Consider the following 16860-nt stretch of genomic DNA (forward strand, 5'->3'; position numbering starts at 1 on the left):
GGTCGGGCGGGCCGCGCGGCCCGCCCGACCCGTGCCCCCTACAGCTCCCGGTACCGCCAGCAGAGGGCCAGGAGCGGTTCGACCCGGTAGGTGTCGTCCTCGGTCCGGTCGAACACGTCCAGGGCCTCCAGGCACGCCACCGCCGTGTCGGGGTCGGGGTGGGCCTCCCGGAGGTCGACCGCCTCGACCAGGTCACCGCGGGTGGCCGGGCCGTCGACCAGCTCGACCACGGCGTCGAAGGCGGCGGCCAGGGGGCGGTGCGCGGTCAGTCCGACCTGATCGACCAGGGCGGCCGCCCGCCCGGGCTGGGCCAGTTCCTTGGCCAACCGCTCCAGGGCCCGCTTCTCCTGGTACTGCCGGGCCAGCTCCTGGGCCCGGTCCACCAGGACCGGCCACCCACCGGTGGTCTCCAGCAGACGCTCCTGGCGCTCGGCGGTGGTGAACAGTTCGGTGTCGCGGGACCAGATCTGCAAGGACAGACGGTCGTGGCGACGCAACCGCACCAGCCCCAGCCCGTCACGTTCGGGCGCGGCCAGCAGCATCTCCCAGAAGTCCATCTGGGTCGGGTCCGACACCAGGACCACCGAGCGGGTCACCCCTCGCCTGAGCGGGGTCCGGTCCAGGGCGGCCTCCAGGCTGGCCAGGCAGGTGTCGGTACGGGAGGTGACGCGGGCCAGGTCGGACAGGACGATGCGCCGCTGCCCTCTGTGCCCCTGTCCCAGGGCCTCCTCGTACCGGCGCCGGTCCTGGGGCTCCTGGAGGTCGAAGCGGCCTCCGAAATCGTCGCGGACCGAACGGATCGTCTCGGTGACGTCGGCGATACCCGTAGCAGTCGACCCCAGTACCAGGCGGACCTGGTTGGTGTGGTCTCCGAGCAGGTCGTCGACCTGGGAGGCGGTGAGCGGTGCCCTCCGCCCGTCCTCCAGGGGACGGCGCACGGCCAACGCGATGGACTCCGCCGGTACCGCCTCGGATTCAGCGCCCAACAGTGTGATCGTCACCGAATCGTTGGTGCCCATCATCCGCAGTGCGTTGGCCGAGCGCAGTCGCCAGCCTCGCAGGTCCCGGTTGTCGGCGAGCAGACCGAGTCCCACCATCTCCTTCAGGTAGGTGCGGAAGGCCTCCGAGTCGAGCTTCTCGAAGCCCTGGGGCCAGTAGGTCAGGCACTCCTCGCGCAGGTCCATCTCCCTCAGGCGCACGTCGAGTCCTCGCTCATAGGCATGGTGGGCGAGCACACAGGCGATGATGTTGTAGCGCGCGTCCAGGTGGAGGGTGTCGCGGAAGGTCTCGATGATGTCGTCCCGCAGCTCCGGGTCGGCCTCCACCGCTTCCACATCGCCCAGGGTGACGGTGTAGGGCGGTTCGCTCCCCCCGATACCGGACCTGCGCATGTCGTGCATGTGCCGGACCAGCCGGTCGCAGAACATCTGCAACAAGAAGGGCTGGTAGGAGCAGTGGCCCAGGATGCGGTGGATGAGTTCCTCGCTCCCGAAGCGGAATCCGAGTGCTCCCATGGGCTTGGTGACCAGGTCGTAGGCGTGGCGGGGCCGCAGGTGCCCGATGAGGGTCGGTCGCTGGGACAGGTGCTTGAAGGAGTTGTTGGGGACCTTCGAGTACCGCTGTACCGAGTGCAGACCGGCGAAGACGACCTTGGCCCGCTCCTCGGCACCCGAGAGCAGTCCCAGCCCCTTGAGCCGGTTGGTCTCCGTGAAGGTGGGGGCGTCGGCCTCGAAGAACCCGTCGGACTCGTCGAGCATGACGAGGAGCCTGCGGCGGGAGTCCGCGGTGAGCCAGGAGAGCACACCCGAGCGCACCTGGTCATAGGCCTTGCCGGTGTCCCTGCGTCCTGGCTGGGGCACCACACCCTCTTTGCGGAGCTCGGGCAGCAGCCTGTCCCATACCGCATCCGCCCCCTGGGCGCCCTGGCCGATGGCGACGGTGCTCAGTTCGATGTGCACGGCCACGCGTTCGGGCTCACGTTCGAAGGCGGTCTTGGCCGAGCTCAGCAGCGCCGACTTGCCCAGGCCTCGTCCGCCGAAGACCAACTGGGTACCGCCCAGGTCGATGACGTCCCGACGTTCGCGGTCGCGCCCGTAGAACATCTCCGGCGGTACCGAAGAGCGCTTCTTGGACGCGTAGGGCTGTACCGCGGAGAAGGGCAGCAGGACCGCCAGGGCCGCGTCGACCTGGCGGTTGCCGTGGGCGGCGAGGTAGGCCAGGGCCGCGTCGTCAACGACGACCACCGGGGTGTCGATGTGGACCGCCTCCGCAGCGAACCTACGCCGGACCGCGGCGGACATCGTGCCCATGTAGGCGACCAGCAAGGGATCACCGGAGGTGTCCTTGTCCACCCAGCTGCGCAGCAGTTCGGCGCGGGGCTGGCTCCAGCACACCATCACCCGTAGCCGCCCGTGGAGCTTGCTGCCGAACTGGGGGACCGTGGGCCGCCCGTTCCAGGTCACCCTGGAGAACTCGAAGGAGCCGCGGTCGAGCCCTTTGGCCGCCCTCAGCGGAATGGGGTTGACCGCGGCCGGGATGTCGTAGCCGAGCAGGCGCAGTGCCTGTACCAGGAACGGGCGGAGGCTGCGGGGGCCGAGCTGGTTGCGCTGTCGGGTGTCCCGGGCCTCCCTCCACGCGGCCAGGGCATCGGCGACCAGGTCGCGGGCGTCGGTGGACAGCCCTCCGAAGTCCAGTCCGGAGCCGTCCCTCAGGGTGAGCACGCCCCCGAGCCGGGCCGTCTCCACCAGCTTCGCGGTGATCCCCTCGGGAAGGCCCTCGGGGACGCGGGGGAAGAAGTCGGGCAGTCCGTGTTCGCCGGAGGACTCGGGAACGGGCTCGCCGATCTCGCTGAAGTAGATGCGCTCCTCAGCGGTCAGCAGCTGGCCGTCCTCGATGAGGGAGCGGATGCTCGCCTCGTTGACGTCGGGCCGGTCCGAGCGCTCCACCAGAGCGTCGAGGCGTGCGGTGAGCCGGGACGCCGCATCGCGGCGGTACGCGGGCAGGATCCGCTCGGCCTCCTCGATCCGGGCTCGGACCGGAGCCAGGTCCGGGGACCCCAGTATGGAACCGACTTCGAGGAGCTCGGTGAGCTGGCCGTCCTGCTCCTCGCTGACCTCCTGTTGCAGACTGGCCCGGTTGAGCTCCATGAGCAGCTCGTCCCGCGCCCGGGTGAGCCCGTCGCGGCTGTGCTGTTCGGCGGTGTCGACGCGGGCGCGCGCGTTCTCGGGCAGGGGGCCGCCGCTCGGCGTCAGCCCACCGGTCTCCTCCAGGTCGACCAGGTACCGGGCGGTGGGGTAGCGCTCGGCTCGGACCTGAAGGTCGAACGCCTCGGGCCAGTCGAGGCCGGCGGCTTCGGCGATGTCCGAGGAAGTGGCCCCCTCCGGCGCGCTCACCCGGCCGGTGAACGGGTCGACGGTGGCGTGGGCGACCTTGAGGAGTTCGACGGTAAGGACGTGGTCGGGCAGGAGTTCGCCCTGGCCGGTCGGCACGCCCTCCTCGACGAGGTCGGTGATGTTCTGGAGCACCTCGGCGGCCGCGACGCGGGCGGCCCCCACCAGGGTCGTGCGGGCGGCGCGGGCGGTCAGAGCCGCGTGGGCCTGCGGCACGTGCCGGAGGACGGTCCGGCGCATCTCCACGAGGTCGTCGACGGCCCATGCACGGCTGCGGTCGTCACCGCGTTCCAGGGCGGACACCGAGTCGAGCCAGTCCGAGACCACGGCCAGGGCGGACTCGACGAGCGAGACGAGGTTGTTGCGTGCGGCACCTTGCAGGGCCCGGCTGGAGGAGCCGCGCAGGGTGGCATCGGCCCGGTCGATCTCCTTGTTGAGGTTCTCCCTGCGGGCGAGGACGACCAGGCGTTCGGCGACCTCGGCGCGGCGGGAGCGGTCGTCGTTGGCGGCGGCGCTGAGAAGGGAGCCCACCGGGCCCTGTTCGGAGAACCAGATCTGGGCCAGCTTGGTGGCCCTGCGGAACCTGAGGTTGCGCGGGGCGCGCAGCCGTTCCCCGGCCTCCTGCCGGGCGCGGTCGAGCCGCTTCTCCAACTGTGCGGTGTCGGCGAGGGTGGTGCCCAACGGGTTGTCGGCCAGCAGTCCCTGGAGGGCGCGCTGTCCCACTGCCTGTGCGACGGCGGACAGGTGCGGCTCCAGGTGGGGGGCCGCGTTGTCCAGGAGCGCTCCGGCGGTGGACTCACCGGTGACCAGGGCGGCCCTGACCAGGGCCGGGACAGTGAGGAGCAGGGTGGGGGTGTCACTGGTGAGCTTGTCCGGGTCCACGGCGGTGAGTTCGTCGCGCAGTCGCGCCGCGCAGGGTCCCGTGCCGCTGCGCAGTGCGTCGGCGAGGGCGGCGATGCGCAGGGCGGCCACCTGGTGGACGGGGTGTCCGGAGGTGTCGGCGAGGGTCGCGGCGAGCGCGAAGCGGCGCTCGGCGACGAGTCGCGCGAGGATCGGCTCCGTCTCGCCGCCTTCCGGCCCGGGAGCCTCCGGAGCGGGCGTCTCCGGGGTGGAAGGGATCGCCTCCGGTGCCGCGGGTGCCTCGGGCGTCTCGGCGGGTTCCGCCGCGGGAACCACAGCCGGAACAGCCTCCTCCTCGGCGCGGAGGCCCGGGGAGGCACCGGGACCGTTCGCCGCGGCCGGTTCCGGGGGCGCCGGTTCGACGGCCGCGGGCTTGGCCTCGGCACCGTCATCGGTGTGCTTCGAGGAGTTCTGGTCGGGCCGCCCCTGTGCTCGGTCCCGCGTGGTCGGCCTGAGGATGACCGCCATGGGCAGGCTCGCGAGCTCGGGGGGAAGCCCCGTCAGCACCGTGCTCTGGAGCGTGGACAGTCTGGCCGGGTCCCGCCCCTGCTCGGTGGTGGACAGCTCGACCAGGTCGCTGAGGGCGAGCAGGGCCTGCCGTAGCGACGCCCCCTCCTCCGCACCGGTGCCCTCCCCCACCAGACCGTGCAGAGCGCTGATCTGCTCCGCCGGGATGTTGGGGAGGTCCGTGAGGCCGAGCAGTGCTCGGATGCGGGCGTTGGCGTCCTCCCGTTCCGCCCGCCGCGCCAGAGCGCCGTCGAGGTCCCGGAGCCGGATCCCGTCCGGCTCCGCCGCTACGGCCAGGCGGTCGGCGAGGCGTTCGAAGGCCGTGTCGTAGGCGCTGAGGACGGTGAGCGCGGCTCCGGGCACCCTGCGTCCCTCGGCCAGGGCCTCGCCCAGAGCCGTCAGCGCCTCCTGTGCCTCCCTGTGGAGGCGTTCCAGGTCGGCGCGTTCACCGCGCAGGATGTCCATGGCGTGTTCCGTGTCCCCGGAGGGCTCCTCGGACGCGGGGCCCGGGGGCGCGGGCTCCTCCGTGGGGGTGCTCATGGGCGGGGAGGCCTCCGTTTCGGCGGCACGCGGGCCGGGGGGTTCCTGGGTGGTGGCGGGAGAGCGGTGCACGCGGTGGACGAAGTCGGGGGTGGCGTCGACGACCTCCTGTGCGGCACCGCACAGTTCGTCCAACGCCCCGGCTCCGATATCGGTACCGGGCCACCAGGGCTGGTCGGCGGCCCACAGGAGCACCCGGGCCCCCTCGGCGCTGGCGGCCACCGAACTCCACAGGGCTCTCGCCACCAGGTCCGGTGACCACTGCGGCCCGGGAGCGGGGATGTCCGGATACGCGAGTGCCCAGAGGATGGCGTGTCGCACCGGTGGGGCGAGAACGTCGACGAAGTGGCCCGCGTCGCCGGCCGAAGCGGTGGCGAACCGCTGCCCGACGTCGCGGCACAGCGACCGGGAGACGGCACGCGGGGCCAGTCTCAGCCCGAGGTAGTGGAGGGCGTGCTTGCGCACGTGCGTCGGGGCCGGAGCGAGCAGGTCCGCCACGTCCTGCTCGCTCAGGCTGGCGGGCGCGTCGAACCGGGAGGCGGGGAGGGCGCTGAGGGCACCCGCGAGCCGGAGCAGCGCGGGTTCGGCCTCCTCGGGAGCCGTGTACCCCTGCTCGTGGCGTATCGGGCGGTAGGCGGTGTCCGGTACACAGTGCACGCAGGGGGGATGGTGCTTCTTCGGCAAGGAGTGCTCCGCATCGTGTGAATGCCGTGGGGTTCGGGGGGCGCCACCGTCACGTGGTGCGCCGAGGTCCTCCTCTGCTTCTGGAGTGGCCGCGTACCAGGGTGAATCCGGGCGGGAGGTCTCCGGCCGCCCCGAATCTGGACAGCAGGCGGTGGTACTCGGCGCGGGCCGTGTCACTGGCCCGCTGTCCCTCGGGGAGGCGGCGGAGGAAGGCGGCGACGTCGTACTCCGCGACGTACTCCGCCAGTGGCGGGTCCGGGCGCGGCGGAGGCGTCCGTGCGGGGTCCTCGGACCGGGCGTGCGGCGGGTTCGGGACCCGGGTCGGTCCCGTGCTCCACAGGCCGCCCTCCTGGCCGGGGTCGGCCAGCCGCACGCGCACCCCGCCGGGCAGTACACCGTCGCGGCCGTGGTCACCGAGGTGGTCGTCGACCAACGTGTTGGCGTGGACCACGGCGTCGAGGTAACCGGTACCGGTGAGCGCGTGTCCGGTCCCGGACAGCGAGCGCAGGAAGGGACCGACCTCGGTGTGGCGCTCCCCCACGCGCCCGTCGCGGCCGGGGACGGGTCGGACCACTCTCCGGACCAGGCAGTCCATGTCGGACCGGCCGAGCGGCCCGTCGTCCCCGAGCCTCTCGGAGAGCGATCGCGCGGTGAACGCGTACCCGTGCCACGTCCTCAGGTCGCGGGCGACCTCCAGGGCCCGGGCCACGGTGGTGAGGGCGGCCCGCAGCGCGGCGGCGAACTGCTCCCCTCCCGCGCCGTCGGTGAGCAGCAGGGGCAGGGGGCCGGCCATCATCTGGGGGCGGCCGGGTCCGAGGAGGTACTCGACGAACCGTTCCCGGTCGTCGCCGTCCGTCGCCGCGGCCCGGGTGTACCGGGCCCGGTGGAGCAGGTGGCCGCTGGAGTCGATCCAGCGGCCGTGCGCACGCAGCCGGTTCAGTTGGGTGGCGCTGATGACGGTTCCGGGGCTGAAGGCGTCGAAGTCGCACACCAGGCGTTCGGGGCGCACGAACACGCCCCGCCCGCACGCCTTCCCCGGTCCGCCGGTGCCCTCCCTGTGCACGACCTCGGCGGGCAGCGATGACGATCCCGCCCTCAGAGTGACCATCGCGCCGACGGGAAGAGCGCCTCCCACCTCCTCGAAGGACACCTCCGGAAAGGAGTCGAAGTCGACGGGGCCTCCGACGTAGCCATTGAAGGCGAGGTCGTAACCGAAGTAGACGGCGTTGAAGGCCACTGTGGTGTGCACGGTTCCGCGCTGGGCGACCAGCGCGGACAGGTAACGCACGAGTCGATCGGCATCGGCGTCCTCCATGCTGTGAACACCCGTGAGCATCCCCGGGCCGAACAGGGGCTCGTCCTCGTAGGGGCGCCACAGTGCGTGGGGGCCTGTCACCGCACCGTCCGCCACCACGCCACCTCCACCCAACAAGCACCTTCGTGAGCATAATAGACGCTCAGTCGTGAATAGTATCAACCATGATTTGTGTAGCTATGAGGTGGTTGATCACGTATACACACTCGTGTGAGTTTTCGCCGGGGTGGGCAGGCCGGAAAACCTCCGGGGCGGCTCCTGAGCGCCCTTCGGGCCGACGCGGGTCCGGCGATGGCCCGAGGGCCCGGACGAGGCGGCCGGAGATCGTGCGAGGAGTTCACCCGACCGGCCCGGAGAAGGTCACCGGGCCGTAGGCGATCACGCCGTCCTCGTCATGGAACTCGATCGTGAACTGCAGGTGCCGGTCCTCCTCCGAAGCCCAGCAGTCCTCCTCCCAGGTACCCGTCTGACCGTCCGCGAGCTGTTCGGGAGGGTTGATGCTCTCCCCCAGGCGTGGAGCCTCCGCCTCCCTGATCGGGTCCCCCACCGCGCAGCTCCTCATCGCCCCGGCGGTGTACACGGGGGCTCCGGTGTTGTTGGCCACCTCCACGTTCCACGCCAGGTACGGCAGGGCGCCCTCCTCACCGGTGACGGAGTTGAACCCGTCCTCGGCGACGCGGCGCTCGATATCGGTCAGGCGCACGGTGAAGCCGTCTCCGGCGTCGTAGACCTCGTCGAGGCCGACGGGAGCCGGCAGGCCGGGTTCCCGGGGTTCCTCGGGGTGTTCCCCGTAGGCGGGGTACTCCGGGGCCGGTTCCTCAGGCTCGGCTCCGGTGCCCTCTGCGGCCGAGGGGCGGCAGGACCGAGATAGGCACGGTGGCCGAACCAACCGGCTCCGAATCCGATGGTCAGCGCCACAACCACGGCGACAGCGGTCGCGGCCCGCCCTGCTCTGGTCACGGCTTCCTCCCGGAGACGGGCCGGTCACTCAGATATCGCTGTAGGAGCGCAGGACCTCAACCATGCTCTTGAGCTGGGTGATGCAGTCCTGGGGCAGCGGGTCCGGGTTGAAGTGCATGACGGTGTCGCGGATCCTGATGATCGTGCCGAGCTGCTGGATGAAGAGACTGCGGTCCAGCGCCCAACCCAGGTGCTCCCAGTTCTCGGGTGACTGCAGTACGGCCTTGTAGTCGCCCATGGTGAGGTTGTTGGCGCTCTCCAACCCCTCCCGGCCCTCGTCGGCGCCGCAGAACTTGCGGATCACCTCCATCGAGAAGTTCTCGGCGACGACTCGGCGCAGCAGGGTGTCGATCACGCCGACGAGGAGGAAGGGCGTGGCGGCCTCGCTGTAGCGCTGGACCACGTCGGAGGCGGTGACGATACCGCTGAGGCGCCCGTCCTCACCGTTGACCAGGACGTACCCCTTCTCACGGATCTCGGGGAGGACATCGATGAGCTCCTTGTGGAACTCCACGGGATCGCAGGCTTCCACGGCGTCCCGCAGACCGGCGCCCGGGTTCTGGTTCAGTGCTCGGGCCAGGCTCTTGAGCGTCACCACGCCCCGCAGGACGGAATTCTTCTTGGCGCTCATGACGGGGAGCTGGGAGTAGTCCCGCAGGAGCATGGCGGTGAGCGCACCGTGGAGGGAGGAGTTCTCGCGCACCGTCACCACCTTCGTGCGGGCCGAGGGCGGGGCCCCCACGGCGGGACTCATCTGGTCGTGGCCCTCGACGGTGTGGACGAGCTTGGCGCGGTCCTCCATGCCCTGGTCGCGGATGCTGGGCTTGGCGACCAGACCGTAGTTGGCCAGATCCGAGTGGACGAGTTGGATGAGGTCGTAACTGCGCCGGTCTGTGCCCCACAGCGCGAGCAACTCGCGGACGGTCAGCTTCATGGGGGCGTGCTGGTCCGCGCGGACGCGTGCCTCGCCCAACTTTCCGTGGTGGCGCAGGTTCAGGGAGAGGTGGCCGTCGCCCTCCTCCTGGGCGGCGGACCTGTCCGCGTCCTTCTCCAGCAGGGCGCGGCGCAGGTCGTCGAGGCTCCTGCCGTCCTTGGCCCGCCTCCACAGGGACCACCCGTCCAGGGGCGAGGTCCCCACCACCTCCTGCGCGGGGCCTTGTCGGGATCGGGGAGGGGGCGGGTGTCGGGCAGGATGATCTGGTCGTCGGACGAGACGGTGGCGCGGAACCTCCGGGCGTCGGGGGCCTCCAGTACGAGTTCGTCGCCGTGTTCCAGCAGTCCCTGACAGACGAGGGCGTGCAGGGTGATGGGCCTACCGCCGTTGAGATAGGAGCGCCCGGTGCCCTCAGGGCCATGCGTGGACATTGTTCTCCTCCGCTCGCGCGGCGACGGTCCTGTCTTCAGAGTGGACCCGGCCAAACCTCCCTGTCAGCACCTTCTCCCCTGTCGTGCCCCAGATTTGGGCGGCGGGCACCCGGCCTTTGCCACTGGGCCGGGATCCAAAACGGGTCGAAAACCTTCTTCGGGGAAAAAGCAGCCCATGTGGGCACCTGTTCAGCCCATGCGGGCACCCGTTCGCGGGAGAGCGAAAGAAGCTCTCCGCCACGGACGGACCAAGCGTGCGCGACCCACCACGCACGTGCGGCAGGGACGGGTAGGTTGGCCGTGACCCCTGGTACCCCGCCCCACAGCCCCCCGACAACGGAAAAGCCGGTGCCGTGCCCCAACTCGCCATCCACAAGGACTTCCTGACCGAGTTCGCCAACCTCGACAAGCCCGTACGGGAGCGGACCACCGAGGTCTTCGCCAAGTTCGAACAGGCCACCCACACCGGTCTACACCTGGAGAAGATCACCGGGGCCCGCGACGACCGGTTCCGCACCATCCGCGTCGACCAGTTCTGGCGCGGGGTCGTGCTGGCCCCCAAGAGCGGCGACACCCACGTCCTGCTCAAGGTCCTGCCCCACGACGAGGCCTATCAGTGGGCCCGGCGCCGGAGGCTGTCGGTGAACGCGGCCACAGGCGGCATCGAGATCCGCGACGTGGCGGCGATCGACGAGAGCCTGCCGCACATGCGGCGGCTGGCCGAGAGCGCGCCCACCCGGCTCTTCGCGCACGTGGCCGACGCGGACCTGAGAAGGCTGGGCGTGGACGAGCAGACCCTGGCCTTCGCGCGCACGCTCACCGAGCCCTTCCAGCTGGACGCCGCCCAGAACCTGCTGCCCTCGGTGCAGTGGGAGGTGCTGTACGGCCTGGCCGCCGGGCTGTCCCCCGAGGAGGTCTGGGACGAGCTGGGCGCGGCCATCGTCTCCGGCCCCGTCGACCCCGACGACCTGGACACCGCCGTCGAGCGCAGCGCCGACCGGGTCCTGCTGGTCGAGGGGCCCGACGAGCTCATGGCCGCGCTGGAACACCCCTTCGACCTGTGGCGGATCTACCTGCACCCGGCCCAGCGCGCGGTTGTGGAGGCCTCCTACCGGGGGCCGGCCAGGGTCAGCGGCGGACCGGGCACCGGCAAGACGGTGGTCGCCCTGCACCGGGCGCACCGGCTGGCGGCCGGGGGCACGGGCGGAGTGCTGCTGACCACGTTCACCTCGACCCTGGCCGAGTCGCTGCGGGCCAGCCTGGAACGGCTGGCCGAGTCCCGGGGCGGGGACTCCCGGGCGGTGCTGGAGCGGGTGCGGGTCGAGCACGTGGACCGGTTGGCGCACCGGGTGTTCCGTGAGGAGCACGGCCAGCCCCGGATGCTGGACTCCGACCACGAGCGCCGGCTGTGGCAGGAGGCCGCGGCGGAACTGGGGCTGGACCTGTCCCCCGCGTTCCTGGCCGAGGAGTGGCGCCAGGTCGTGCTGGCCCGTCGGGTGGGCACGGCCGAGGAGTACCTGGCGGCCAAGCGCACCGGGCGGGGCCGAGGGCTCTCCCCCGCCCGCAAGGCCCAGGTGTGGCAGGCGGTGTGGGAGTTCCAGCGGCGGCTGTCCGAGCGCGGCCTGTGGACCCACGAGACCGTGTGCGAGGAGGCCGCACGGCTGTTGGCCGGGCGGCCGGGAGCGCCGTTCCGCCACGTGGTGGTGGACGAGGCCCAGGACCTGCACCCGGGCCAGTGGCGTCTGCTGCGCGCGGCTGCGGCCGAGGGCCCCGACGACCTGTTCGTGGCCGGGGACACCCACCAGCGCATCTACGGCCCCCGGGTGAGCCTGTCCGAGGTCGGCGTCAACGTCCGCGGCCGGTCCTCGACCCTGCGCGTCAACTACCGCACCACCGCCGAGATCCTCGCGTGGAGCCTGGGGCTGGTGCGCGGCGAGGCCGTCGACGACATGGACGGCGGCCTGGACTCGGTCGCCGGGTGCCGGTCGGAGATGCACGGGGAGCGTCCCCTCCTGCGCGGCCTGGCCACCTGGGAGGCGGAGCTCGCCCACCTGCGCGAGGTCGTGCGCTCCTGGGCCGACTCCGGTGTGCTGCCCGGCGAGATCGGGGTGGCCGCCCGCTCCAACCGGGCCGCCGAGCAGGCCGCACTCGCGCTGGAGGAGGCCGGGCTGCCCGTGCGGCCGCTGGCCCGGGGGCCGGTGGACGGGGCGGTCGCGGTCGGCACCATGCACCGGATGAAAGGCCTGGAGTTCCGCTGCCTGGCGGTGGTGGGGGCCGGCGGCGGCCAGCTGCCCGCTCCGCGCAGCATCACCCCCGAGGACGAGGACCCCGGCGCGCACGCCCGCGACCTGCTGCGCGAGCGAGGCCTGCTGTTCGTGGCGTGCACGCGCGCCCGCGAGCGGCTGAGCGTGAGCTGGCACCGCGAGCCCAGTCCGTTCATCGCGGAGGTCCTGGACACCTGAGGTTCCGCGTGCGGGCCCCTCCCCCTCCCCTACAAGAAAGGCGCCCTCCATGGCGAAACTGTCCATGATCCTCGACCAGATCGACGCCGGAACCGTGCTGCTACCGGAGTTCCAGCGCGGCTACGTGTGGAACCAGGACCAGGTGCGCGGGTTGATGCGCTCGGTCTACCTGGGACATCCGGTGGGCGGTCTGCTGCTGTGGGAGACCTCCACCGAGAACATGGCCGTGCGCGGAGGCGGCCCCACGGGCAGCGGCACCCACCTGCTGCTGCTGGACGGCCAGCAGCGGGTGACGTCGCTGTACGGCGTGATCCGCGGCAGGGCCCCGGCGTTCTTCGAGGGCAACGAACGGGCCTTCACCGGCCTGTACTTCAACGTGGACAGCCAGAGGTTCCAGTTCCACCAGCCCAACATCATGAACGGCGACCCGCACTGGGTGTCGGTCACCGAGCTGTTCGCCCAGGGCCCGGTCGCCTACCTCTCCCGGTTCGCCGAAGACCCGGCCGCGGCCAAGCTGTACCTGGAGCGGCTCAACCGGCTCAGCCAGATCACCGAGAAGGACTTCCCCCAGGAGAAGATCACCGGGGCCGACCGGACGGTGGAGGAGGTCGTGGACATCTTCAACCGGGTCAACAGCGGCGGCACCCACCTGACCAAGGGCGACCTGGCCCTGGCCAAGCTGTGCGCGCAGTGGCCCGAGGCCCGGTCGGCGATGCGGGACATCCTGGAGCGCTGGGAGGAGGCGGGCTTCTCCTTCAAACTGGACTGGCTGCTGCGCAACGCCACCGCCGTCGCCTCGGGACGCTCCTCCTTCGACTCGTTGGAGAACGTGTCCACCGACGAGTTCAAGGAGGCCCTGGAGAGCTCCGTCCACCACGTGGGCACCTTCCTGGACGCGGTGTCGGGGCGACTGGGCCTGGACCACGACCGGGTGCTGATGGGCCGGGGCGCGGTCCCGGTCGTCTCCCGGCTGCTGGCCCTGAACAACGGCCGCTTCGACGACGCGTCGCACCGGGACCGGGTGCTGTACTGGTACGTGCACACGGCCCTGTGGGGACGCTACACCGGTCCCACCGAGACCACGTGGCAGCAGGACTACGCCACCGTGGCCGCGTCGGGGGTCGACGGGCTGATCTCGGCCCTGGAACGCTGGCGCGGCGGCAGCCTGGACATCTACGAGCACGACTTCGACGTAGCCACCCGGGGCGCGCGCTTCTACCCGCTCCTGTACATGCTCTCCCGGGTGCACGGCGCCCGCGACTTCGGCAGCGGACTGGAGCTGAAGGCCGAACTGCTGGGCCGGCTCTCCTCCCTGCAGGTGCACCACGTCTTCCCCAAGCGGGTCCTGCGCGAGCAGGGGTACGAGAGCCGTCAGGTCAACGCGATCGCCAACTTCTGCTTCCTGACGCAGGACACCAACCTGGGCATCTCCTACCGCAAGCCCGAGGAGTACTTCCCGGAGGTGGAGGAGCGCCACCCCGGTGTGCTGGCCTCGCAGTGGATCCCCCTGGAGCCGGACCTGTGGAAGGTGGAGAACTACCCGGAATTCCTCGCAGCCCGGCGCGAACTGCTCGCCCGGGCCGCGCAGGACTTCCTGTCCGAACTGAGGTCGGGCGCGGGCGGGGCGGCCGAGGCGCCGCTGCGGCCGGTGACCGTGGTCGCCTCCGAGGAGGCCGACGACGCGCGCCAAGTGCAGATCCGGGAGATGGTGGAGGAGGTCGCGCGGCTGGGGTACGCCGGGCCGGAACTGGACGCCGAGATCAGCGACCCGGAGTCGGGCCGGGTCATCGCGGTGGCGGAGGCGTTCTGGCCGGAGGGCCTGCAGGCGGGTCGGGGCAAGCCGACGGTCCTGGAACTGGATCCGGAGCAAGCCGACCTGTCCCGGTTGCAGGAGTTGGGCTATGAGGTGTTCACGTCGGTGGACTCCCTCCTGGGGTTCGTCGACCGTCGTAGCCGCGAGGCGGCCGGTGAGGCTGCGGAGGAGTCGGAGGGGGCGCCCGAGAGCGGCCCCCGGACCGCGGACCTGGGCCGGGAGATGCTGCGGATCTACGAGCGCGCCAGGGACGAGGCGGACTACACCGCCGCGTCCTTCCTGGGGATGATCACCGACCTGGGCCCGCTGGGCACCGCCCGCAAACTGCTCAACGCCCCGGCGGTCTCGGACGGGTTCGCCAACCTGTGGGAGCGCGGCCGTCTGGACCTGACGGTGGAGGCGCTGGTGCTGCGCCCGGACTTCTCCCCGCTGCTCACCGACCAGGAGCTGGCCCGGGCCAGGGCCCGCCTGGAGCAGTTCGGGTACCGCTTCCCCGGCGAGTGACGCGGGCGCGGCGGGATCAGGCGGGGTCCTCCCACGGGCGGAGGGTGTACCTGGCGATCTCGCCGCCGCCGTTGGAGACGACGACGGTGTCGCCGGTGATCTCGTAGGTGTAGGCGCCGTTGCGCGCGAGGTAGCCGTCCGCCGTCCTCTCCGCGGGGATCAGGAGCGGTTCCTCCGCCGCGTCGGGGATCTCGCCGTGGTAGTAGAGCTGGCCGTCGGCGTCCGCGCACAGGATGATGCGGTGCCGCTCGGTCTCGAAGGCCTCCACCAGGGTCGCGGGCCCCGCGTCGGGGAGGCGGTCCGCCACGCGCGCCGGGCACCCCTCCTCCCGCGGCGCGGAGTCCTCGCGTGTGCCGTCGCCGTACCCGTCGAGCGACGACAGCAGGGACACACAGCCCGCGGCTATGAAGAGGAGCGCCACGAGGATCACCGCGACCGCCGCGGCCCAGCCGCAGCCCTGGGCGCCGCCTCCGCTGGTGGGGGCGGCGTAACCGGGGCTGCTCCACCCGCCGGGCGGCGCGAGGGGAGGCGGGGGCGGCGGGGCCGGGGGCATGGTGACCGTCGGTGGCGCGGAGAACTCGGGAAAGAAGATCTCCTCCGGGGGGTCCGCCGGGGGCGCGGGCTCCGGCCCCGGCCTGCGCCCCGCCGGGGCCGGGTGCGACGGTGCGCTCCCCCGTGTACTCCTCGCGGTGCGCGGAGGGCTCCTGCGCGGGGAGGACCTCGGCTCCGGTCCCTCCGGTGCGGGCCGGGGCAGGTTCACCGTAGCGTCGCGGGCGGTGTCGCACAGCTCGCAGGAGGAGGCCGCGTCCCGGTTGAAGGTGTCGCACGCGTGGCAGCGCCAGGTGGGACCCGGCGCGGAGGCGGCCGGGGCCTCCGCTCGCCGGGGCTCCTCGCACACCTGGCACCGCTTGCGGCTGTGCTCGTTGAACGTGTCGCAGGCGTGGCAGCGCCATGTCGCGGCCGTCACCGCCGCCCGGCCTCCCCCCGCCGCAGGCGCAGGTCCTCGTACAGTTCCCTGGTACGCGGGTTGGGGAGGAAGCCCACCCACTCGGGCTCCTCCGCCCGCTCGGCCGCGGCGGGGCCGAGCGGGAGCTCGGCGGCCTCCCGGGGTCGGCGTTCCGTGAGGGGCCCGGGATCGCCTCCGTACGGCTCCCGGTCCGGCGGACCGTCCGGAGCGCCGTGCCCGGTTCCGGGCACGGGCCCTCCGGACCCGGAACCGAGAGGTCCGCTCGCACGGCCGCGCGGATACCGGTCCTCCTCCTCGGGATCCGCGGGCGCGCCGGGGAACCCGCTGTGCCAAGGGGGGTGAACGGCCAGGGGGACCAGCCCTTTCAGGAGGCGGTGCAGTTCTTCGGCTGCCGCCAGGTCGTCCCCGTCGTGGAGGCCCAGCCGGAGCAGGAACATGCCTTTACCGGCCCCGCCCCCGCCGGGGCGGAAGCGCAGGGTCAGCTGTGCGGCGCGGCCGGGAGGGCGTCCCAGTGAGAGCTGGTCGCACAGGGACATGTTCAGCCTCATGGCCATACCGTCGCCGTGGTCGACGAGGAGGGTGGTGCCGATCAGGCAGACCCTGGCCTCGCGGAAGCTCTCGTCGAAGCAGGGCCGCGGGTCGGGGGCCGCGTGGGAGCGGGCGCCCCGACCGCGCTCGGCTCCCTGCCAGAAGGGCTTGGAGAACCAGTGGCTCACGCGGGCCTCACAGGCTGTTGGCGATGGTGTTGATGATCTCGTCCATCTCGAACTCCTCCAGGCCGTCGCCGGCGCGGGAGGGGAAGTGCATCGTCAGGTTCCACTCCTCGGCGATCTCCGACCAGGGCTCCTCGTCGGGGGCGAAGAGCACCAGGCGCTTGGCGGAGTTGTCCATGAGCGAGGCCTGGCCGCGCGAGTAGCCCCACTCCTCGAACAGGTCGTCCAGGGAGCGGGGGATGTCGGCGGGGTAGCCCGGCGCGGAGACGGAGCCGGGGGCGCCGAGCGGGTGGGCGGGAGCGTCGGTGAAGAGCACGATGACGTGCCGACGCCGGTCGAGCCCCGTCTCCCAGGGGGACCGGATCGCCAGGGCCAGCGCCTCCAGGCCGGACTCGGGGACGTCCCCGCCGCCGAGGGGTTCGAGGCCGCGGACGAACTTCTCGTACTCGCCCTCCTGTTCGGGCAAGGTGAGGAAGTCGGTGGCCTCGATCGCGTCGTCGGGGTCGTCGGCGAAGTCCCGGAAGGCGATCACGCGCAGGCGCAGCTGGCTGACCGCCTTGCTCTTCTGGGCCATGACGACACTGAGCCGGGAGTGGAAGCCCAACGCGCTCTTCTTCACCTGTTCCAGGACCGGGCCCATGCTGGCGGTGACGTCGACGCACAGCACGATGTCGACCGCGTAGGCGAGGTTTCCCCTGTTCTGGGCGTTCATGGATGCTCCGTGGTTCGTTGTGCGGAAGG

Annotated in this window: 9 protein-coding genes; 2 read left to right on the plus strand and 7 right to left on the minus strand. The window is 71.8% G+C overall.

Features of this window, described 5'->3' with window-relative positions; genetic code table 11:
- Positions 1 to 38 precede the first annotated feature (38 nt).
- The 4 genes from FYW95_RS06790 to FYW95_RS06805 form a co-directional block, all read right to left on the minus strand.
- Positions 39 to 5993 (minus strand): hypothetical protein, encoded by a 5955-nt coding sequence (locus FYW95_RS06790; protein WP_160050176.1) that lies wholly within the window; start codon positions 5991 to 5993, stop codon positions 39 to 41.
- Between the two features lie 76 nt (positions 5994 to 6069).
- On the minus strand, positions 6070 to 7416 hold the full coding sequence (locus tag FYW95_RS06795) for a hypothetical protein (RefSeq protein ID WP_160050177.1): 1347 nt from the start codon (positions 7414 to 7416) through the stop codon (positions 6070 to 6072).
- Positions 7417 to 7672: 256 nt separating this feature from the next.
- Positions 7673 to 8224, minus strand: coding sequence for a hypothetical protein (locus tag FYW95_RS06800; protein WP_236572122.1), 552 nt, complete (start codon positions 8222 to 8224; stop codon positions 7673 to 7675).
- A 99-nt stretch (positions 8225 to 8323) separates the two neighbouring features.
- On the minus strand, positions 8324 to 9433 hold the full coding sequence (locus FYW95_RS06805; RefSeq protein WP_160050178.1) for a CBS domain-containing protein: 1110 nt from the start codon (positions 9431 to 9433) through the stop codon (positions 8324 to 8326).
- Between the two features lie 580 nt (positions 9434 to 10013).
- Here FYW95_RS06805 and FYW95_RS06810 point away from each other — a divergent pair.
- Positions 10014 to 12122: a UvrD-helicase domain-containing protein gene (locus FYW95_RS06810; protein WP_159942058.1), complete on the plus strand. Its 2109-nt coding sequence runs from the start codon at positions 10014 to 10016 to the stop codon at positions 12120 to 12122.
- Positions 12123 to 12171: 49 nt separating this feature from the next.
- The gene (locus tag FYW95_RS06815; protein ID WP_159942057.1) at positions 12172 to 14439 is read left to right on the plus strand and encodes a GmrSD restriction endonuclease domain-containing protein; all 2268 of its coding nucleotides are present in this window, start codon (positions 12172 to 12174) and stop codon (positions 14437 to 14439) included.
- A gap of 16 nt (positions 14440 to 14455) precedes the next feature.
- On the opposite strand, the gene FYW95_RS28700 is transcribed toward FYW95_RS06815, so the two are convergent.
- From FYW95_RS28700 to FYW95_RS06830, 3 genes are read right to left on the minus strand one after another with little or no spacing between them, the layout of a single operon-like run.
- Positions 14456 to 15406, minus strand: coding sequence for a hypothetical protein (locus FYW95_RS28700; protein WP_159942056.1), 951 nt, complete (start codon positions 15404 to 15406; stop codon positions 14456 to 14458).
- On the minus strand, positions 15403 to 16122 hold the full coding sequence (locus FYW95_RS06825; protein ID WP_159942055.1) for a hypothetical protein: 720 nt from the start codon (positions 16120 to 16122) through the stop codon (positions 15403 to 15405). The genes FYW95_RS28700 and FYW95_RS06825 overlap by 4 nt, the downstream gene beginning before the upstream one ends.
- A gap of 7 nt (positions 16123 to 16129) precedes the next feature.
- Positions 16130 to 16831 (minus strand): vWA domain-containing protein, encoded by a 702-nt coding sequence (locus FYW95_RS06830; RefSeq protein ID WP_159942054.1) that lies wholly within the window; start codon positions 16829 to 16831, stop codon positions 16130 to 16132.
- Positions 16832 to 16860: the final 29 nt, after the last annotated feature.

This window comes from Nocardiopsis sp. FR4 (assembly GCF_009830945.1).
GTDB lineage: Bacteria > Actinomycetota > Actinomycetes > Streptosporangiales > Streptosporangiaceae > Nocardiopsis.